The sequence below is a fragment of the Bifidobacterium sp. SKU genome, from assembly GCF_026016405.1.
Lineage (GTDB): Bacteria > Actinomycetota > Actinomycetes > Actinomycetales > Bifidobacteriaceae > Bifidobacterium > Bifidobacterium bifidum.
In genome coordinates, this window is the sequence record NZ_CP092890.1 from 1516340 (window position 1) to 1536833 (window position 20494).

Here is a 20494-nt window from a genome sequence, read left to right on the forward strand (position 1 = left end):
TGATTACAGTAGGACGGTATGACCGATCATCACGATAGCAACCACAACGATACCAACGCGGGTGAAGAACATCCAAACACCACTCCGCGCGCCGGACATGACGGGCATGACACAGGCTCCAACGCCGGCGACGATCTCGACTGGGCCGCCTTCGCCGCGGAGCATGCCAACGACCTGCAGGACGTCGAGCGCTCGCGCAACGCGCGGCGCTTCGAGAAGCATGCGCAGCGCAAGGAGAAGGAGGCGCTGCTGTCGGTCGACGATCTGGACGCCGGCACGTTCACCGATGACAAGGTGCCGCTGCACCAGCGCGGCCCCCGCGACCATGGTGGCCGCAGCTGGCTCGATACCGATGACGTCATGGACGAGTACGGCGATGACTTCGTGCCGCCGAACCCGAAAATCGGCCGCGTGAACGCCTCGAAGCTGGTGTTCTGGATCCTGCTGGTCGCAGGCGTCGCGGGTATCATCGCATCCGTGTTCGTACCCGCCCTGGCGACGTTCCTGGGCTCCATATTCGGTCTGTGCGCGCTGGTCGGCGGCGCCGGCCTCATCCTCCAACACAAGGGGCACACCGAGACACGCACCGACATGTTCGACGACGGCGCGCGGATATGACGACGGTGCCCGTCCTCATCGGACGGGCACCGCAATGATCAGGCCTTGGACTTGGCGGTCTCGATCCACTTGCCGAACAGGGCCGCGGCCTTGCCGGAATCGACGGTGTTCTCGGCGAGCGCATACGCCTCACGGAACCGCTCGGCGAGTGTGCCGTCGCCGACCAGGTTGCCGTCTGCCACGATGGCGGACGCAGCGTTGAGCAACGCGGTGGTGCGTGACGGGATGTCCTTGCCGGCCAAGAAGTCCGTGAACGCGGCGGCGTTCACATCGGGTTCGCCGCCCTTGAGCTGCTCGACGGAGATCTTGGCAAGATCCAGATCCAGGGTCGGGTCGAAATCGGTTTCGGTGACCTTGCCGTCGCGAATCTCCCACACGGAGATCGGGCCGGTGGGAGCAAGCTCGTCGAGGCCCTCGTGCGAGGTGTAGACCAGGCCGGACTGGCCGCGGCTGGCGTACACGGCGGCCATGATCGGACTCACCTTGCGGTTGGCGCAGCCGATGGCCACGTGCGCCGGATTGGCCGGGTTGGTCAACGGTCCCAGGATGTTGAACACGCACGGGATGCCGAGCGCGGCGCGAATCGGGCCAACAAAGCGCATGGCCGGGTGGAAGGTGCGGGCGAACGCAAAGGTGATGCCTACCTCGTCGCCGATCTCCCCGACCGCCTCGGGCTTCAGATCCATCGGCAGGCCGAGATCCTCGAGCACGTCGGCGGCTCCGCACTTCGAGGAGGCGGCGCGGTTGCCATGCTTGACGATCTTCACGCCCGCCGCAGCTGCGGCCACGGAACCCATCGTGGATAGGTTCACGGTGGCGAAGCCGTCACCGCCGGTTCCGACGATGTCGGTGGTCTCACCGGACACGTTGAGCGGCACGGCGTGGGAGACCATGGCCTTTGCGGCGCCACACACCTCGTCGGCGGTCAGTCCCAGCTGCTCCTGCATGGCGAGCGCGGCACCCACGGCGGCCGGATCGGCGTTGCCCTGCATCAAGTCGTCGACGAACCACTCCGATTCCTCAGCGCTCAGGTGGTCTCCCCCGACCAGCTTGGTGAGAATCGACTTCCATGTGATCTCGGCCATGATGCCCTCCTTGGCGTTTCGTCACGCCGTGTGATATGTATTCGTCGCCTCATTGTAATGGCTTGTCGTTTCGTCGCCCGTAATCTTCCATATTGCAAAACATCATCGGCTCCCGTCAGCGGGAGCCACTTACTTGTCCGGCCCGGACAGCGTGCCGACAATCAGGGCAGGCAACGCGGCAGGCATCGCCGCGATGCCGCTACGGGAGTCCCGACTGAAACGTTATGCAGTATCCCAAGGCTTTGCCGGGCAATGGATCGGAATCGCTGCAGGGTCAATGAGATCGCCGCGTGCGTACCAGGCCTTTGCACTGATGGGCACCGAATATGGCGGACAACGCACGCGTATATCGATTGATGCGCGCGTTGTCCTGCGGTATCGCTGTACAACACGCGCGAATCCATCAAAATCGTGCGTTGTACAGCGAATGAGGCTCGGCGAACCTCGATTCCGCGGCCCCGCGAATAATCGACGGGCTCAACCCGCGGACAAGCCCTTCCTCTCCCCCGAAAACGCAAGTGGCTCCCCTCACATCGAGGGGAGCCACTTACTCGTCTAGTCCGGAGAGCCTATCTCACTCTTCGTTCTGGCCGTGGCACATCTTGTACTTGCGACCGGAACCGCACGGGCACTGCGCGTTCTTGGACGTGCCGGGGAACGTACGGCCGTCGGACCACGGGGTCTTCAGCTCCTCGTTCTTCGGGCGCTTGTTGGCGGGCAACTTGCCTTCGGCATGGCTGATCGGAGCCGGGCCGGTGATCGGCGCGGTGGCCTCGCCTGCAGTGGATTCCTTGGCGGACTGGGCGATGGCGACCTTCTCGGCGGATTCCTCCGCAGTCTCAGCCTCATCGGCGTCCTCGACCTTGTCGACTTCGGAGCTCGCGGCGCCGACGGCCTCTTCGGCCTCATCAACGACGGCGTCATCGGACTCGATGCCGGCTTCCTCGCTCCTGGACACCTGCTGCACGTCGACGTGGAAGAGCAGCTGGACGGACTCCTCCTTGATCGCCTCGATCATGGAGTTGTACATCTGGTAGCCTTCGCGCTGGTACTCGACCAGCGGGTCGCGCTGACCCATGCCGCGCAGGCCGATGCCATCCTTGAGGTAGTCCATCTCGTACAGGTGCTCACGCCACTTGCGGTCAAGCACGGCGAGGACCACGCGGCGTTCCAACTGGCGCAGGCCTTCCTCACCGACCTTCTCCTCAAGTTCGGCGTACTCCTCCCTGGCCTGATCGACGAGGGAGTCGCGCACGGCCGCAACGGCCTTGTCGCCCTTGAGCTTGTCGGCGGCGTTCTTGGCGGCGTCCTGGTCAAGTTCGAACGGGAACACGGTCTTGAGGGCCTTGAACAGGCCGTCCCAATCCCAGTCGGAGGGCTTGCTGGAACCCTTCTGGGCACCCTTGATGTAGCTGTCGATGGTATCGGCGATGAAGCGCTCGATATCACCGTGAATGTCCTCGCCCTTAAGCACCGCCTGACGCTCGGAGTAGATGACCGTACGTTGCTTGTTCATCACGTCGTCGTACTTGAGGACGTTCTTACGGATTTCGAAGTTGCGCGCCTCGACGGTCTTCTGTGCGGTGCGCACACCCTTCGACACGCTTTTCGCCTCGATCGGCTCGCCTTCCGGCATGCCCTTGGCCATGACGCGGGCGACGAGCTGCGTGTTGAACAGACGCATCAGGTCATCTTCCAGCGACAGGTAGAAGCGGGACTCGCCAGGATCGCCCTGACGGCCGGAACGGCCGCGCAGCTGGTTGTCGATACGGCGGGATTCGTGGCGCTCGGTGCCGAGCACGTACAGACCGCCAAGCTCGACGACCTCCTCATGCTCGTCCTTGACCTGCTCCTTGACCTCGGCCAAGGTGCCCGGCCAGCGCTTCTCGTACTCGTCCGGCGTGTCCTCGGGGGAATAGCCCTCGGACTTGAGCTTCTGGTCGGCCAGGAACTCGACGTTGCCGCCGAGCATGATATCGGTACCACGACCGGCCATATTGGTGGCGACGGTGACGGCGCCCTTGCGGCCGGCGACCGCGACGACCTTGGCCTCGCTGGCGTGCTGCTTCGCGTTGAGCACCTGATGATCGATGCCCGCCACGTCGAGCAGCGAGGAGACGACCTCGGAGGACTCGACGGATGCGGTACCCAGCAGCACCGGCTGGCCCTTGGCGTGGCGCTTGGCGACGTCCTTGACGATGGCGGCCAGCTTCTCCTTCTTGGTGCGGAAGATGAGGTCGTCCTGGTCCTTGCGGATCATCGGCTTGTTCGTCGGGATCGGCAGCACGCCCAGCTTGTAGGTGCCCATGAACTCGGCGGCCTCGGTCTCGGCGGTACCGGTCATGCCGGCGAGCTTGTCGTACATGCGGAAGTAGTTCTGCAGGGTGATCGTGGCGAAGGTCTGGTTCTCGGCCTTGATCTCCACGTTCTCCTTGGCTTCCAGCGCCTGGTGCAGACCCTCGTTGTAACGGCGGCCCGGCAGGATACGGCCGGTGTGCTCGTCGACGATCAGAACCTCGCCGTGGGTGACGACGTAGTCGCGGTCACGCAGGAAGAGTTCCTTGGCCTTGATGGCGTTGTTGAGGTAGCCGATGAGTGCGGTGTTACTCGGCTCGTACAGGTTGTCGATGCCGAGGAAGTCCTCGACCTTGGTGATGCCCGGGTCGAGCACGCCGACGACCTTCTTCTTCTCGTCGACCTCATAGTCCTCGTCGCGGGTCAGCTTCGGCACGAGACGCGCGAACTGGCGGTACCAACGGGTCACGTCGCCCTCGGCCGGGCCGGAGATGATCAGAGGGGTACGGGCCTCATCGATGAGGATGGAGTCGACCTCATCGACGATGGCGTAATGGTGGCCGCGCTGCACCAGATCGGCCTTCTCCCACGCCATGTTGTCGCGCAGGTAGTCGAAGCCGAACTCGTTGTTGGTGCCGTAGGTGATGTCGGCGTTGTACTGCTTGCGGCGCTCCGCCGGCTTCTGGTCGGTGATGATGCAGCCGACGTTCATGCCGAGGAAGCGGTAGATACGACCCATCAGCTCGCTCTGGTAGCTCGCCAGGTAGTCGTTGACCGTGACCACGTGCACGCCCTTGCCTTCGAGTGCGTTCAGGTAGCTCGGGAGCGTCGCGACCAGGGTCTTGCCTTCACCGGTCTTCATTTCGGCGATATTGCCCCAGTGCAGAGCCGCGCCACCCATGAGCTGCACATCGAAGTGACGCTGTCCCAGAGTGCGCTTCGACACCTCACGGACGGTGGCGAACGCTTCGGGCATCAACTTGTCAAGGTTCTCACCGTTGTCCAGTCGCTGCTTGAACTTGGCGGTCTGGCCTTTGAGTTCCTCGTCGGACAGAGCGGAAATCTCGTCCTCAAGGGCATTCACGGCCTTGGCCACGTTCTCCAGTTTCTTGAGCTGGTGCCCTTCTCCCATGCGGAGGGCTTTGTCAACGATATCTACCACATTCGCTCCCTGTTTAAGCTTTCGTACGTCAACGAGCATAGCCTGATGCCCGACATCAGGCACAAACTCCATCCATGATATGCGAACACTCGGATTTTTGCCGTTCCGACCCGCTGGACACGCCCATCGATACTTGTTTCGTCGTGTGCCGACACGCAAATATGGCCTGCCTGGATATGCCGGGCAGGCCATGTATCACGTGGCGGAACACTTACTTGTTCTTGATGTTCTCCGGGGTGTCGATCTCGAACACGCCGTAGCTCCAACCGTGGCGGTGGTAGACGACGGACGGGCGGCCGGTCTCCTTGTTGACGAACAGGAAGAAGTCGTGACCGATCAGTTCCATCTCGTACAGCGCCTCGTCGATGCTCATCGGCTCGGCGATGTGCAGCTTGCGGCGAATCACGATCGGCGTGTCACCGACCTGGACCTCCACCGACTCGCCCGGACCGAGGTCGGAGGCGACGGCGGCTTCGGGGCTGTTGTTCGGCTCTTCCGGCTCCGGCTCCTCTTCCGGTTCCGGCGGAGCGACCGCTCCCAGATCGACGGGCGTCGGGTTGATGTACCCGCGGCGATGATCCTTGCGGCGGTCACGGGTGCGGCGCAGGCGCAGCGTCAGCTTGTCGAGCGCCATGTCCAGAGCACTGAACTCATCGGTGCTGGAAGCCTCGGCGCGCACCACGGTGCTGCCTGCGATCACGGTGATCTCCACACGCTTCGCGGTGTCGGCCTGACGCGGATTCCCCTCATGCGTCAGCACGATCTGAGCTCGTTGCGCATCCGGCGCGATAGCGGTCACACGATTCATCTTGCTTTCGACGACATCACGGAACTTCTGCTTGACTTGCGTATGACGTCCGGTAACGACGATTTCCATGTGGACCTCCCTATACTCAAGCGGTGTCACCCGCTATATGTGTGCCGAATGGCGTCATCACCACCCGGGTAAGTTTCATTGTAGCCGAACAGAGGGTAAACGGCGGGGAACTCGCCCAGAGAAATACGTTTCTTTTTTCACAGGTTCCCGTAACGTTGCTGTGCTTATACTGTGCGGCTTACTTTCCTTGAAGGAAACTGTTATACTTTTTGGTCTGGCGACACAGATTGTTGCGCTGCTGGTATTGCTGGCGCTGAGCCGCAGCATCACATCAATGGAGGTCTTGCTCTGGATGGTCGTCATAGAGGTCGTGTGGTCCGTGTACTTCGTCGTCACCGAACGCTGGCACGACAAGCTTGCCCGCAAGGCAATGCTGACGGTATAAGACCATTCGGGCAGAATCGAGCATGCAAGCAAGGCCAGCGACATAACGGTATGGAATGTTCGGGAGGTGCCTGTGCCAGTCGAGCCACGATTCGATCCTGTGATCCATAAGCCGATGCGGCTGCGGATCTGCGGCATCCTGTCGGCGGCCGACTGTGGGGTGGTCACCACCCACCGGCGCCACGCGCCACCTCCCGCCAGCGGGAGGATGAGCACGACCCCACCGACAGCAATTCGGCATTCGGCGTTCATCGTCTCGCCCGGTGCGCCGGCCCACCCTGATTCTCCTGCGTAAAATCCCTGGCCTGCCGTATAGTAGCTGATTCGAGACCCCCAGATGGCCGCGGCCGCGTCATTCATTTGGCAAGGCTGAGGAACTTCCGGGCTCCGCAGAGCACGATGGCGGATAACGTCCGCCCAGGGTGACCTGAGAGATAGCGCAGCAGAGAACAGACCGCCCGCGCAAGCGGGTAAGGGTGAAACGGCGGTGTAAGAGACCACCGGTCCGCTGGTAACAGTCGGTCGCATGGCAAGCCTCATCGGGAGCAAGGCCAAGCAGAAGACGGCAAGGGCTGCTCGCCCGTGTCTTCGGGTAGGCCGCTAGAGCCTGGCGGCAACGTCAGGTCGAGATGGATGGCCATCCGCGTGGCGACACGCGACAGAACCCGGGGTATCGGGGGTCTCGCTTTTCTTTACCCCCCCCCGAATCCGCATACCTCCCGCCAACACATTCCTCCCACCAATATGAGGGCGCGCGAACGAAACAACGCAATGCCGGCAGCCCCGTTCCCTCCCGCTGGCGGGAGATGGCGCGAAGCGTCGGAGGGTGTTCTCACGCCGGCAATGCGGTAAGACCACCGGATCGACAAACCACCGGGCCGGCAACCCGCCACCCCGCCAAGCCACCGGGGCATCTCCCCCGCTTGCCCCGCGCTGTATCTCATCTAAGAGATAGTTCATTGAGATAGTTCATTCTAATCAAATAGCTCATGGGCTACGGCACGCAGGGTTTCGGCGTCGTGCCCCTTGCGCCCGCCCGAGGACCAGAACCGGCGCTTGCGCACTTTCGGGTCCATGCCCTGTGTCTTGGCGGCGCTGCGCCGCCCCAACTCCCATGCGGCGTCCTCGAAGACACCGCTCATGCGGGCCTCGTCGCAGACCCGCTCCGCCAGCGGACGGTCGACCCCCTTGCGAGCCAGTTCCATAACCGCACCGCGGTATCCCATCAGACGGCCGACGCAGTAGCGCACGGCGGATTGCGCGTACGACTCATCATCGACCAGACCAACCTCGATCAGCCTGTCGACCACTGCGGCGACCGTCTCATCGTCATACCCTTTGTCGATCAGACGGTCTCGCAAGGCACCCGATGGACGATCCGCCGCATCCAGCAGGCGTAATGCGGACTCCCGACACGCATCGACATCGCAGGGATCCTCCGGCTCCCGCCCAGGCCGCAACATGCTCCGCGCGGAGCGCCGAGCCGGGCGGTTCCCACGTGACCATGTTCCGCGTCGCGGGGAGTCGACGCCCGGTTCGACAACCGGCGTCTCACATGTTCCATGAGCGGCGAGGAACGCTTCTGCGCTGATCATGCGGCAGGCGATGCGGCGGCAGCGGGCGCGCCATCCTCCGGCGCCGTTTCAGGGGCATCCCCGTCCGTCGCGGACTCACCGTCGGCCAGCTGATCGGGCACTTCGATGAGGCCGAATTCCGCCTTGACCTTGTTGCCGATCTCCTCGGTGATCTGCGGATTGTCCTTGAGGAACTTGCGCACGTTCTCACGGCCCTGGCCGAGCTGGTCCCCGTCATACGTGAACCATGAGCCGGACTTCTTGACCACGTTGCACTGCAATGCCATGTCCAGGACGGATCCCTCCTTGGAGATGCCCTCGCCATACAGCACATCGAACTCGGCGGACTTGAACGGCGGAGCCATCTTGTTCTTGACGACCTTGACCTTGGTGCGGTTGCCCACGGCCTCCTCGCCGTTCTTGATGGTCTGGATGCGGCGGATATCCAGACGCACCGACGCATAGAATTTCAGCGCCTTGCCACCGGTCGTGGTTTCGGGGTTGCCAAAGAACACGCCGATCTTCTCTCGCAGCTGGTTGATGAAGATGGCCGTGGTGCCGGCCTGTGCCAGAGCGCCGGTCATCTTCCTGAGCGCCTGGCTCATCAGACGGGCCTGCAGACCGACATGGCTGTCACCCATATCGCCTTCGATCTCCGCCTTGGGAACCAGGGCCGCGACCGAATCGATGACGATGACGTCAAGGGCACCCGACCGGATGAGCATGTCCGCGATCTCCAGCGCCTGCTCGCCGTTGTCCGGCTGCGAGACGATCAGGGAATCGGTGTCGACACCCAGATGCCGGGCATAGACCGGATCCAGCGCGTGCTCGGCATCGATGAATGCCGCCACCCCGCCGTTCTTCTGTGCGTTGGCGACCACATGTAGCGCCAGCGTCGTCTTGCCGGACGATTCAGGGCCATAGATCTCGACGATGCGCCCCTTCGGCAGACCGCCGATACCCAGGGCCAGATCCAACGCCAGCGATCCGGTGGGAATCACCTCGACGTTCTGCTCGGGCTTGTCGCCCAAGCGCATCGCGGATCCCTTGCCGAAGCTTTTCTCCACTTGCTCCAGAGCGGAGTCCAAAGCCGCCTTGCGTCGGGGATCGATGCCGTCCCCCACCGGCCCATTGCTTGCGGCCTCACGAACAGAGGCCTTCGATGCGGCCTTGCCCGCCCCACCCTTCGAGGTCGTACGCTGTGCCATGTCAATCTCCTTACGTTGTCATCCATATGCGCCATATGCCACATGCATCAACCGTACGGAACATACGAACACCGGCGCAAACGAATCCGGCCAATGTGGTCGAAGGCTCTCCGGCATCCATCGATCCGCACCGACTCCCCCTTACTGTCGCAAGGAATTCGTCGGCGTGTCGAACCGTGCGGCGCACTACGTCATATCATCGTGCACTGTGGATAACTATACCCCAATAGGCGAACACCTGTTCGATATCACCCGTTCCGCGTGTCTCGTCAGCGGACCGGCATCGGAGGCGCGTTGTGATCGGAGCCCCAACGCTGGGGATCGGGAACGTCCATATGGTCGCACAGCACGTTCCATACCACGCGCGGCTGCTCCCCCGCAGACAGCGCCTGCGCCGCGGTAAGTCCCGCGAGCGCGTCAAGATGCTGATCCTGGACCAGGCTCCGGCCATACCCATGACCGAACACCTCATCCACCAGTTCCCAGAATTCCCGTTCTCGCATGTCTCCCAGTCTAACCCGGCCCCGCCGCTGCGAATGCCGGCATACCAATCGACTCCACGCCCCCGAACACGACGAAACCGCCCGCCGGGCCTCAAGCCCATGCGGACGGTTCCTCTCATGCACCCGATACGACGATATGCATATGCACGCGGCATCCGGCGCCGCAAATCGCTATTCGCTGATCGAATCCAGATAATCGGCGACGAGCCGCAGCATCTGCGCGGTGCTTACACCCAGTGATCCCGCGATGGAGCTCAGCAGTTCGGAGCTTGCCTCCTTCTGCCCGCGCTCCACCTCGGACAGATAGCCCAGCGACACGCCGGCCTTCTCACTCACTTCACGCAACGTCTTGTTGTCGCGGGTGCGAAGATCGCGCAGCACATGGCCGATGGCCTCGCGCAGCGACACATCCTTTCCCTCGGGCAGCGTCTCGACGCCACGCGAGACCGCGCGCTGACGCGGTTCGAAGGAATCCTCCTCCATACGCATACGATTCAGTTCCGCCTGCCGTTCATCCTTGGCCTTCTTCGCCGCACGCGCCCGCAACACCTGCTGCTGGGCGAACAACACGGCACGCCGCTGCGCCGGCGTGAGATCACGCATCCTGGCCGTACCCGGCTGCACCTGCTTGACGGGGATGCCAGCCGTTTCCATCCGCTCGCCCGTTCGGGTCATCGTTTCCATGAGACCCTCCTTTCATATCGTCCAAGTGCTTCCACTGTGTTCAACACCGCCGGCGGCGGTTTATTCCTGCATATCTCCTGTGAAATGGCTCACGATTTGCACAAGGCTGAATACGGCACCGCGACGGACCTCCTCGCGCCCACCCGTCAGATGAAGCTCGTGGGCGGTCACGGACGGCACGCCGTCAGGGCTTATGGCGGCTGGAATCCGCACTCCCACATACACCAGTCCCGCGGGCTTGTCTCCATCCGGTCCGGGCCCCGCCACGCCGGTGGTCGACAATCCGATGACACGGTCAGCGTATTCGGGCTGCCCGTACAGCCCGGCGACCGACGCCGCCATCTGTCGGGCCACTTCGGGATGCACGGCCCCTTCGCGTTCCAACAAACCGCGGTCGACCCCCAGAATCGACGCCTTGGCACGAATGTCGTAGGTGACCGCCGACCCGAGAAACACGCGGGATGCGCCCGGCACGCGCACGAACGCATCGGCCAGCAGCCCGCCGGTCAACGACTCCGCCGCAACTATCTTCACGTCATGCGCCTCGCAAAACCGCAGAATCCGCGCGGTCATGTCGTCGCAACGGCACGAATCGGCATCATTCATCGCAATCCCCCTCCATCAAACGCCATCAAACAAAAACGCCGCCGTGCGCAGGCACGACGGCGTCCACTCGCTCAGTCCTTGCGGCTCCCGAACGTGTTGATCAGATATATCGCCCCCGAATACAGGCACAGCATCAGCGCGATGTATATCAGGGCGTACGTCAGCGTGTAATATCCCGTCATCCACACCGGCGCGGTCTGGGCCGGATTGAACACCCACACGGGCAGCAGCAGCATCGACAGGCCGATGCACTGGAACAGCGTCTTGAGCTTGCCCGGCCAGGCGGCGGCGATCACCTTGCCGCCCTTGTCGATGACGAAGAAGCGCATGACGGTGATGCCCACCTCACGCAGCAGAAACAGCGCGACGATGATCCAGCCGAGCCAGACGGGACCGAGCTCGCCGAACACCGCGGCCACGATCAGCGTGGCGCAGGTGAGCAGCTTGTCGGCTATGGGATCCATCAGCTTGCCGAGTTCGGTGACCTGGTTGTACTTGCGGGCCATCCACCCGTCCACCTTGTCGGTGGACGCGGCGACGATGAACAGCACGGCCGCGGCCCATCGCATGGGAATGTTGTTCTCGCCCCACGAGCCTGCGGTGATGTACAGGCCGAGGAATATCACGACCAGCACGATGCGCGAATACGTGACGAGGTTCGGCGGTGCGTTCCAGCCGTCCAGCAGCGACTTCTTGGCGGTCGCCGAGCGTTCCGTTGTATCGTTTTGCATATCGTTTTCCATAGTGTTCACGATACCCCCACACTCCTACCTTGGATGAATATGCGGTTCGAGTTCTCTGGGAATCCCGTCAGATATGGCTGCATCATGGCCGGGTCAGGCCTGCCGGTCAGGCCGACTTGGCACCCACTACGCCAATTCGCCCTGCTGCGCGGCCGCGGCGGGCGCAGAGGCCTGCATCGCATCGGTCTCGCCACGAATGAACGCGAGCACCGCAGGCAGATCCTGGGGCTGGACGAGCACCTGACGGGCCTTCGAGCCTTCGGACGGGCCGACAACGCCACGCGACTCCAGCAAATCCATGAGTCGGCCGGCCTTGGCGAAGCCGACGCGCAGCTTGCGCTGCAGCATCGATGTGGAACCGAACTGCGTGGTGACCACCAGCTCGGCCGCCTGCAGCAACACGTCCATATCGTCGCCGATGTCCTCATCCGGCTCGACGGCCTTCTTCTCGGCCTCCTGCGCCATCTGCTCGATGTCCTCGCGGTAGTGCGGCTTGCGCTGTGTGCGCACGAACTCGACGGCCTTGCGGATCTCGGACTCGTTCACCCACGATCCCTGCACGCGGATGGGTTTCATCGAGCCCATAGGCAGGAACAGGGCGTCGCCCTGGCCGATCAGCGTCTCGGCGCCCACCGAATCGAGGATGACTCGCGAATCGGTGGCGGAGGATGTGGCGAATGCCAGTCGGGACGGGATGTTCGCCTTGATCAGGCCGGTGACCACGTCGACCGACGGGCGCTGCGTGGCGAGCACCAGGTGCACGCCCGCGGCACGCGCCAGCTGTGTGATGCGCTGGATCGAGCTTTCGACGTCGTTCTTGGCGACCATCATCAGGTCGGCCATCTCGTCTACGACGACGAGCAGGTACGGGTACGGGGCGACCTTGCGGTTCGAACCGGCTGGCGCATGCACCTTGCCCGCGCGCACGGCTTCGTTGAAGTCCTTGACGTGGCGGAATCCGAAGAACTGCAGGTCGTCGTAGCGCGCGTCCATCTCCTTGACCACCCATTCGAGCGCCTGTGCGGCCTTCTTCGGATCGGTGATGATCGGTGTGAGCAGGTGCGGGATGCCCGCATACGCGCTCAACTCCACGCGCTTGGGATCGACCATGATCAGGCGCACCTGCTCGGGCGTGGAACGCATGATGATCGACATGAGCATCGAATTGATGAAGCTCGATTTTCCGGAGCCGGTGGCGCCCGCCACCAGCAGGTGCGGCATCTTGGTCAGGTCGGCGGTGACGAAATGGCCCTCCACGTCCTTGCCGACGCCGGCGAGCATGGGGTTCGGGTCATTCATCGCCTTGTCGGAGCGCAGCACGTCGCCAAGGTGGACGATCTCGCGGTCATCGTTCGGGATTTCGATGCCGATCGCCGATTTTCCGGGGATCGGCGAGAGGATGCGCACATCGGAGCTGGCCACCGCGTAGGCGATGTTGCGCTGCAGGTTCGTGACCTTCTCGACCTTGACGCCCGCGCCGAGCTCGACCTCGTACTGGGTGACGGACGGGCCGCGCAGGAAGCCGACGACTTTCGCGTCGACGTTGAACTGCTGGAACGTGGAGGTCAGCGCGCGGATCACGCGGTCATTGGCCGGCGTGCGCACGGCATGAGGCTGGCCGTGCGACAGCATGTTCAGGTCGGGCAGTTGGTACGGGGCGTCCGGCGCCGCAAGCGCAGGGTCGTCCACATTGGGATTCATGTTCTCGCCCGCACCGGCCGATGCGCCCGAGGAGGCATCCGGGGACATGGGGGAAATCGCACCGGCAGCGCCCGCGGCGGGCATCGCCGCCCACGGATCGGACGTACCGGCAACCGTCGATGAGACCAACCTCGCACTCCCGGCCGCCCCGGCTCCCCCGTCGGGATCCGTCGCATACGCCGGTACGCCTGAGGTACCGGAAGATGCGGCACCGGGGTGTGCGGCGGCCATGCCGGATGTCATCGTCGCGACGGCATCGGCGGCGTGGGCCGCCGCCACGCCCCCGGACATGGCGCCGGCAGCTGCTCCGGCCATCGCGCCCATGGTGGAGGACACCGTGCGGGGCATGACACTGCCGCGTGCGTCCAGTGATGTCTCGGCGGCCTGCCCATGCCGACTCGCCGCGTGGGAGAACGGGTCATCCCCCGCATACCGGTCAAGTGACGCGTCATCCGTCTTCTCCGCGGACTTGCGCCGGAACAGACGGGAGAACCATCCGTCCTTCGCGCCCCCGGAGTCCGACTCAGTTTCGTCCGTACCGTCATGGGCGGGGACGCCCTCGGCGAACGCCAGGGTCTCATCGCCGTCACCCACACGCACCTCGTTGGGGAACTGATCCTGTTGCGCGGCCGAATCCGGCTCCTGACGAGGATGCAGGGAACGCTGCGAGATCATGGCAGCGATGGTGCGGACGCGATCCGGCACCTGAGTGACATGGGTGCGGGTGATCATCAGCAGCGAGAACAAGCCGACCACCACGAAGACGATGACGGCGAACACCTTCGACAATCCCCATGCCAAAGGCGAGCCCAGCACGAAACCAAGCAGTCCGCCGGCCCTTTGCAGCAGGCCGATGTCGAACGAACGCGCGTCGGCGGCCACGACCACGTCGATGATCGAGCAGACGGACCACAACAGTATCGCCCAGCCGCTCACCACGCGGGGGTTGTCGGAATTCTTGCCGCTGTTGCGCATCAGACGGATGGCCACGATCACCAGCAGCACCGGCAACACGACGCTCATCACGCCCAGCACGCCGGCCGAGAACGCATGCAGCACCCGGCCGATGATCCCGTTCACGCGGAACCATTCGGAAGCGCAGAAGAATACGGCGAGCACGATCAGCAGGAAGCACAGGCCATCCCGGCGATACACGGGGTCGAATTCACCCACTCCGGCAACCGACCGAACCAGTGAGCCGAAGCCGCGCGGAACCGCGAGAATGATCCGCTTCCACAGCGGCTCCTCGACCGGGGTGCGGGCATCGTCCCCCATGCCGCCACGCCCGCCGGAAGCTCTCTTCCCGGTCTCGCCGCCGCGCGACGAAGCACGCTGCGTGCGGGTGCCACGCGGCGAGTCGTTGGAAGGACCATTGCCTGATGAGGATGTTGTTCGTGCCATAGCGTCTTCAGATTCTACCCATCACCCGTTATTTCCCGATCAATTCGCGTCAAAACCCGCGCGAGGGGCATCGGCGCATGTACCATCTAACTATGACTCCAGCAGAACGTGCGAGCGCAGTCGCATTTGCACTCAAAAACTGCGCATTGGAAGCGATGACGCCGGGCGATGCGACGATGCGCGCCGCGGCGGGATACGAGCAGGGCGACAACGACGTATCCGCTCTGATCGACGCCGCGGACCGGGAGACCTCCGGGATCGTCAGCGGCAGGCTCGCCGACGGGAGCCTTGACGATCATGCCACCGACCACGCCAGCAGCGTGTTCGCCCGAACGGTGCTGTTGGCTGAACGCCGTTGGAATCCGAGCGGCGACCTTGCCGAGCTCGTCGCCATCCACCGGGGACTGTTCGACGGCGTGTTCTCCGACGCCGGACGGCTGCGCACCTCGAACGTCACCCGCGAGGTCACCGACAAGCGGCATCAGGCCAAGAACCCCGAGGCATTCTTTCCTGCGCAATTGATCGAGACCGGCGCCTTGAACATCTCGACCGAGCTTGCCGACAAACGCAACCTGGACAACCTCGACCGGGGCGTGTTCGTCCGGGAGCTCGCCCACGTCTACGACGAACTGGGCTACCTGCACCCGTTCAAGGGAGGCAACGCCATGACGCTTCGCATCTTCGCGTCCCGTCTCGCGCATGACGCCGGGTGGGATCTCGACTGGGGAGGCGTGACGCGCGAGTCATACAAGCAGGCGAAACACGCCGCATATCGAGGTGACATCAACGCCTTCAGCCAGATGTTCGCCGACATCGTGCGCCCCGCGAACCCCACGCGGGTCTTCCTGATCGCCGGCTGGGAGCAGGGGCCCGCTCACTGACCGAAGCCGCGGCGACTCTGTTGCCGGTCACCACGGGGTACCGGTCGCCACGGGCCGCTCTGCCATTACTGCAGGTCGCCCAGATGATGTTGCGTATACTCGTCCGCCTGCTCATCGATCGGGTCGTAATCGCCCGCGTCGGCATGGTCGATAACGGCCATCGCGTTATCCACCAGTCGCGGATTGAGCGCATGGAGCCAATGAATGCGCGGGTCACGCCCGAACCATCCCATCTGCTTGCGGGCGAGCCGTTTGGTCTTCTGTGCGATGTCTCGGAACGTGTCATCCAGATCGCACAGCCCGTCCAGGTAATCGATGACCTGCTGATAGCCCAGCGCCCGCCCGGCGGTCGCTCCCAGATGGGGGCGGATCCGCTCCACCTCTTCGATGAAACCACCCTCCAGCATCTGCTTGGTGCGGATGTCGATGCGCTGGTCCAGCTCCTCGCGGGGCAGGTCCAGACCGATCTGCACTGAGGCGATGACGTACCGGTAGCGGGGCAGGCTGGCGGAATACGGACGCCCGGTCACTTCGATGACCTCCAACGCGCGGATGGTACGACGCGGGTTGTGGGGGTCCATGCGCGACGCGGCCTGAGGGTCCTTCGCCCGCAACTCGTCGAACAGCGCTCCGGCCCCCTCGCTGCGCTCACGTTCCTCCAGTCGCCTGCGCACATCAGGATCGGTGCCGGGGAACGAGATGTCGTCGATGGCGGCCCGCGCATACAGGCCGGACCCGCCGACGAGAATGGGGCGGATTCCGCGTGATTGCAGGTCATGGATGGTGGCTCGCGCTACCTGCTGGAATCTGGCGACCGACATGGCCTCGTCCGGATCGATGATGTCGAGCAGATGATGCGGAACCGCCGCCTGCTCGTCCGCGGTCGGTTTGGCCGTGCCGATGTCCATGCCGCGGTACATCTGGTAGGCGTCCGCGTTCACTATCTCGGCCCGCTCCCCCCGTTCCGCCAGCGCCCGGGCGACGGCGATGCCGAGGCCGGTCTTGCCGGACGCGGTCGGCCCGACGATGCTGACGACCCTCGGCATCGCCACGGACGGGTTTGCTGACCGACCTTCGGAGCCTGACGAGGCCGGGCCGGTCACGTTCGACGCCATGTCATTATTCGTCAATTTATCGGTCATGGTCACATCGGTCATGGTCACATCGTTCATGGTCTCACTCATGATGTCGTCTCGCTTATATCGCGGTGTCTGTCCCGCTCACCGGCGGACCGCATACGTCTGGCCGGCGTTGACATCCGGGTCGGCGATGAGGTTGTGGCGACCGGCATGGGTGACGGTCGCGGTCACGAAATCACCGATCTGCGGCATCGGCTCACCGTCCGGCACGCCGATATGCACCAGCACGCCGGTCCGTTCACGACCGGTGACGCGATGTGTCGCGGAATCCTTCTTGCCTTGAGCCCCGGTAATCATCACTTCGACGTCACGGCCCTCGAACTTGGCGAGCTCCTCTTCCGTGATCTGCTCCTGAAGCTTCACCAGCCGGTCGAACCGTTCCTGCACGACCTCATGCGGGACCTGCTCCATTTCGGCCGCGGGGGTTCCGGGACGCGGCGAGTATTCGAATGTGAACGCCGACTGGAACCTCGCCTGACGCACCACATCCATCGTCGCCTCGAAATCCTCGTCCGTTTCGCCAGGGAATCCGACGATGACATCGGTGCTGATCTGCGCGTCCGGCATCGCCTCGCGCACCTTGCGCAGGATATCCAGGAACTTGGCGGAACGGTAGGAGCGACGCATCGCACGCAGGATCTTGTCGGAGCCCGACTGCAACGGCATGTGCAGCTGGTGCATGACGTTCGGCGTCTCGGCCATCGCCGCGATCACGTCATCGGTGAACGCCGCCGGGTGAGGCGACGTGAAACGCACACGCTCCAATCCCTCGATGTCTCCGCAGGCCCGCAGCAGCTTGGAGAACGCATACCGGTCGCCGATGCCGTAACCGAACGAGTTGACGTTCTGGCCGAGCAGCGTGACCTCCTTGGCGCCTTCATCCACGCATCGGCGAATCTCCGCGAGGATGTCGCCGGGACGGCGGTCATGCTCCTTGCCACGCGTGGTGGGCACGATACAGAACGTGCACGTGTTGTTGCAGCCGATCGAGATGGACACCCAGCTCGACACCTTCGAAGCGCGGGCGACCGGCAGCTGACTGGGGAAATAGTCCAGCTTGTCGGCCACTTCGACCTGGCAGGTCCCCGCCATGCGGGCCTGATCCAGCAGGCGCGGCAGCGAGCCGATGTTCTTCGTGCCGAACACCGCATCCACCCACGGCGCCTTCTGTGCGATCCTCTTGCGGTCAAGCTGGGCCATGCATCCGCCGATCGCGATCTGCATGTTCGGATGCGTGCGCTTGAGGTCCGCCCACAGGCCGATGGTGCCGTACATGCGTTCCGCGGCGTTCTCTCGCACCGCGCACGTGTTCATGATGATCAGGTCGACGTCCTTGTCCGCCGCCTGTTCCTCGGTCGCCGGGATGTATCCGTCATCTTCGAGCACACCGGCGATTCGCTCGGAATCATGCACGTTCATCTGGCATCCCAGCGTGTGCACGTAAAATACGCCCTTGCCGCGCCCCGTTGTGGCGCCAAGGGTCGGGTCCGTCAATGTGGAGGTGCGCTCCGACTCGGTCATCATGTCTTCGTTCATAGTCAACCATCGTAACGATTGCCCAAGCCAGCACCAGCGTGCTGCGATTTTTCAGTTCCTCCGCAAGAGTTCGGCTATGATGGTGAACCGTGATACTTGACCGACAAAGCCGCATCAACACGAATGACCTGAAAACCCGACTCGATGCCGTGGGCATGGACCGGGGGTCTTTTTCACCGGAAGAACTCACCGAATTCGTGAATCTCATGCAAGTCTACGAAGGCGCGATGTATGAGATAAGCACCAAACTGGAGATCCTTGATTCAGAGTTCCAGGTGCGGTTCTCGCATGATCCCATCCATCACATGGAACGCCGTCTCAAGTCGGTGAACTCGATCCTCGGCAAGCTCAAGCGCAAGACGCTGCCGGTGACCGTGTCGTCGATCAAGGACAACCTGTTCGATGTGGCAGGCATCCGCGTGATCTGCAACTACCGCGACGACGTGTACTCCGTGTCGAACTATCTGTCGGCGCAGAACGACATCTCCGTGCTGCGGGTCAAGGACTACATCAAGAACCCCAAACAGAACGGCTATCGGTCGCTGCACGTCATCTATGCGGTGCCCGTGTTCCTCTCATCCGGCGCCCACTACACCCCGGTGGAGGTCCAGTTCCGCACCATCGCGATGGATTACTGGGCGAGTCTGGAGCACGCCCTGCGCTACAAGACCGATCTGCCGGACGCAAAGCTCGCCGAGCACTCGCAGACGCTGCTTGATTGCGCGCGGAGCCTGCAGAACATCGAGACCCAGATGCAGAACATCCACCGCGACATCAACGGCGCGCCGCAGGTCGAGGAGACACCGAAAGCCGACTAAGCTGGTCGAATCGGCCCCCGTCACGCATCCTCCGCCCTCGCTGACGGGAACGGATCCGCCTGACGGCCGATCAGCGGGATTCTGTCTTTCTTGTTTTCCGGTCGCGTTCACTGATCCCGTTTTCCGGTCTTGTTCACCGCCAATCGTCTGCGGCCGACACCGGGCATCTGCGCGAGCACGATACCCGCGAAGATCAGCGCACAGCCGAGGTATCCGCGTACCGTCATCGTCTCGCCCAACAGCAATGCGCCGCCGATGACCGAGAACACCGATTCCAGCGACATGATGAGCGATGCGCGGGTCGGCGGCACCCACTGTTGGCCTACAGCCTGCAACGTGTAGGCGACGCCGACTGACCCGATTCCCGCATACAGCACGGCGATCCACGCCTGCCCTGCCCCGTTCCAGTCCATGGAGCCTTCGATCAGCGTGCCGGCCCAGCTGAGTGCCGCGGTCGTCACGAATTGGATGAATGACAGTGTCAGCGCGTCGACGCACGCTCCCAGCGTATCGATCGACAGGATATGAGCGGCGAACAGGACCGCGGTGAACAGCAGCAGGCAGTCGGCCAGCGTCAGGGAACCGAAGCCGTCCGTGATGCACAGCAGGTAGAATCCGGCCACGGCCACGCCCACCGCCATCCAAGTCATCATGCGCACTGCGCGGCGAAGGACGAGATACGCCAACAACGGCACCATGACGATGTAGAGCGCGGTGATGAATCCGGCGCGGCCGGCCGAACAGCCGAACATGATGCCGTACTGCTGCAGCGTGCTCGCCGCGAACAGAAACACACCGCATATCATTCCGACGATGAGCGGGTTCGACAGTGCGCTGCCGGCGATCATGTCATGTTCGTCATCGCCAGCCTCACGGTTCCCCGCGCCAACCGTCTTCCCCGATTCCCGGCATCGTCGCAAACGCTTCCACAGCAGCAACGGGATCAGCGAGATCGCCCCCAAGGTGAACCGCGTGGCGTTGAAGAACAACGGCGACATCGATGCCATGCCCTGCACCTGGGAGACGAACGCGAATCCCCAAATCAGCGAGGTCAACACAAGACATGCCATACCGGCCATTTCCTGCTGCTTCATGAGCATTCACGCTAGCGTATCACCGTGACCGGTCCCGAACGATGATGGAGTGGTCTCGCTGATTCGCGCGATGGGCATCTGAACGATGATGGCCCATCCCGCGACTGCGGGATGGGCCATCGCATCTGCCGTCGTGACAATATCCGTATTGGCGGAATCGGCTATGACGGTACCGTTCCAGTGAT

General features: G+C 63.3%; 17 protein-coding genes and 1 other RNA gene. 5 read left to right on the forward strand and 13 right to left on the reverse strand.

Translation table 11 applies throughout. The annotated features are described in order from the left end of the window. Positions 1–18 precede the first annotated feature (18 nt). The gene (locus MMB49_RS06510) at positions 19–618 is read left to right on the forward strand and encodes a hypothetical protein (RefSeq protein WP_013390083.1); all 600 of its coding nucleotides are present in this window, start codon (positions 19–21) and stop codon (positions 616–618) included. 38 nt (positions 619–656) lie between these two features. Here MMB49_RS06510 and trpD read toward each other — a convergent pair whose 3' ends face one another. The 3 genes from trpD to hpf all read right to left on the reverse strand — a co-directional run bounded on the left by trpD (position 657) and on the right by hpf (position 6037). Beyond that, positions 657–1703, reverse strand: a complete 1047-nt coding sequence (gene trpD, locus MMB49_RS06515; RefSeq protein ID WP_013390084.1) for an anthranilate phosphoribosyltransferase — start codon at positions 1701–1703, stop codon at positions 657–659. Between the two features lie 574 nt (positions 1704–2277). Further along, positions 2278–5199 (reverse strand): preprotein translocase subunit SecA, encoded by a 2922-nt coding sequence (gene secA / locus MMB49_RS06520; RefSeq protein ID WP_268253407.1) that lies wholly within the window; start codon positions 5197–5199, stop codon positions 2278–2280. A gap of 172 nt (positions 5200–5371) precedes the next feature. Next, the gene (gene hpf, locus MMB49_RS06525; RefSeq protein WP_003813792.1) at positions 5372–6037 is read right to left on the reverse strand and encodes a ribosome hibernation-promoting factor, HPF/YfiA family; all 666 of its coding nucleotides are present in this window, start codon (positions 6035–6037) and stop codon (positions 5372–5374) included. Between the two features lie 187 nt (positions 6038–6224). On the opposite strand from hpf, the gene MMB49_RS06530 reads away from it, so the two are divergent. Beyond that, on the forward strand, positions 6225–6422 hold the full coding sequence (locus MMB49_RS06530; RefSeq protein WP_014760456.1) for a hypothetical protein: 198 nt from the start codon (positions 6225–6227) through the stop codon (positions 6420–6422). A gap of 324 nt (positions 6423–6746) precedes the next feature. Further along, positions 6747–7110: RNase P RNA component class A (rnpB, locus tag MMB49_RS06535), an RNA gene on the forward strand. 285 nt (positions 7111–7395) lie between these two features. On the opposite strand, the gene MMB49_RS06540 is transcribed toward rnpB, so the two are convergent. The 7 genes from MMB49_RS06540 to MMB49_RS06570 all read right to left on the reverse strand — a co-directional run bounded on the left by MMB49_RS06540 (position 7396) and on the right by MMB49_RS06570 (position 14841). Next, complete coding sequence (locus MMB49_RS06540) at positions 7396–8016, reverse strand: regulatory protein RecX (RefSeq protein WP_047270595.1); 621 nt, start codon at positions 8014–8016, stop codon at positions 7396–7398. Continuing rightward, positions 8013–9203 (reverse strand): recombinase RecA, encoded by a 1191-nt coding sequence (gene recA, locus MMB49_RS06545; protein ID WP_003820771.1) that lies wholly within the window; start codon positions 9201–9203, stop codon positions 8013–8015. The genes MMB49_RS06540 and recA overlap by 4 nt, the downstream gene beginning before the upstream one ends. A 269-nt stretch (positions 9204–9472) precedes the next feature. Then, positions 9473–9706, reverse strand: a complete 234-nt coding sequence (locus MMB49_RS06550; RefSeq protein ID WP_003813799.1) for a DUF3046 domain-containing protein — start codon at positions 9704–9706, stop codon at positions 9473–9475. 171 nt (positions 9707–9877) lie between these two features. Continuing rightward, on the reverse strand, positions 9878–10390 hold the full coding sequence (locus MMB49_RS09525; protein ID WP_047270599.1) for a helix-turn-helix domain-containing protein: 513 nt from the start codon (positions 10388–10390) through the stop codon (positions 9878–9880). Positions 10391–10450: 60 nt separating this feature from the next. Beyond that, on the reverse strand, positions 10451–10996 hold the full coding sequence (locus tag MMB49_RS06560; protein ID WP_047270601.1) for a CinA family protein: 546 nt from the start codon (positions 10994–10996) through the stop codon (positions 10451–10453). Positions 10997–11067: 71 nt separating this feature from the next. After that, the gene (gene pgsA, locus MMB49_RS06565) at positions 11068–11739 is read right to left on the reverse strand and encodes a CDP-diacylglycerol--glycerol-3-phosphate 3-phosphatidyltransferase (RefSeq protein ID WP_047297701.1); all 672 of its coding nucleotides are present in this window, start codon (positions 11737–11739) and stop codon (positions 11068–11070) included. Positions 11740–11865: 126 nt separating this feature from the next. Then, complete coding sequence (locus MMB49_RS06570) at positions 11866–14841, reverse strand: DNA translocase FtsK (protein ID WP_373159288.1); 2976 nt, start codon at positions 14839–14841, stop codon at positions 11866–11868. A 92-nt stretch (positions 14842–14933) separates the two neighbouring features. On the opposite strand from MMB49_RS06570, the gene MMB49_RS06575 reads away from it, so the two are divergent. Continuing rightward, positions 14934–15722 carry a Fic/DOC family protein gene (locus tag MMB49_RS06575; RefSeq protein ID WP_082247914.1) on the forward strand — a complete coding sequence of 263 codons (789 nt, stop codon included), beginning with the start codon at positions 14934–14936 and terminating at the stop codon, positions 15720–15722. Between the two features lie 65 nt (positions 15723–15787). Here MMB49_RS06575 and miaA read toward each other — a convergent pair whose 3' ends face one another. Then, positions 15788–16768, reverse strand: a complete 981-nt coding sequence (miaA, locus tag MMB49_RS06580; RefSeq protein WP_047270916.1) for a tRNA (adenosine(37)-N6)-dimethylallyltransferase MiaA — start codon at positions 16766–16768, stop codon at positions 15788–15790. Between the two features lie 174 nt (positions 16769–16942). After that, on the reverse strand, positions 16943–18397 hold the full coding sequence (miaB, locus tag MMB49_RS06585; RefSeq protein ID WP_022173656.1) for a tRNA (N6-isopentenyl adenosine(37)-C2)-methylthiotransferase MiaB: 1455 nt from the start codon (positions 18395–18397) through the stop codon (positions 16943–16945). 89 nt (positions 18398–18486) lie between these two features. Here miaB and MMB49_RS06590 point away from each other — a divergent pair, with 89 nt between their 5' ends. Continuing rightward, entirely contained in the window at positions 18487–19215 is a 729-nt protein-coding gene (locus tag MMB49_RS06590) for a GTP pyrophosphokinase family protein (protein ID WP_003815463.1), read from the forward strand. Between the two features lie 107 nt (positions 19216–19322). Here MMB49_RS06590 and MMB49_RS06595 read toward each other — a convergent pair whose 3' ends face one another. After that, a complete protein-coding gene (locus MMB49_RS06595) occupies positions 19323–20285 on the reverse strand; it encodes a DMT family transporter (RefSeq protein ID WP_014760462.1) in 963 nt (320 codons plus the stop codon). Positions 20286–20494: the final 209 nt, after the last annotated feature.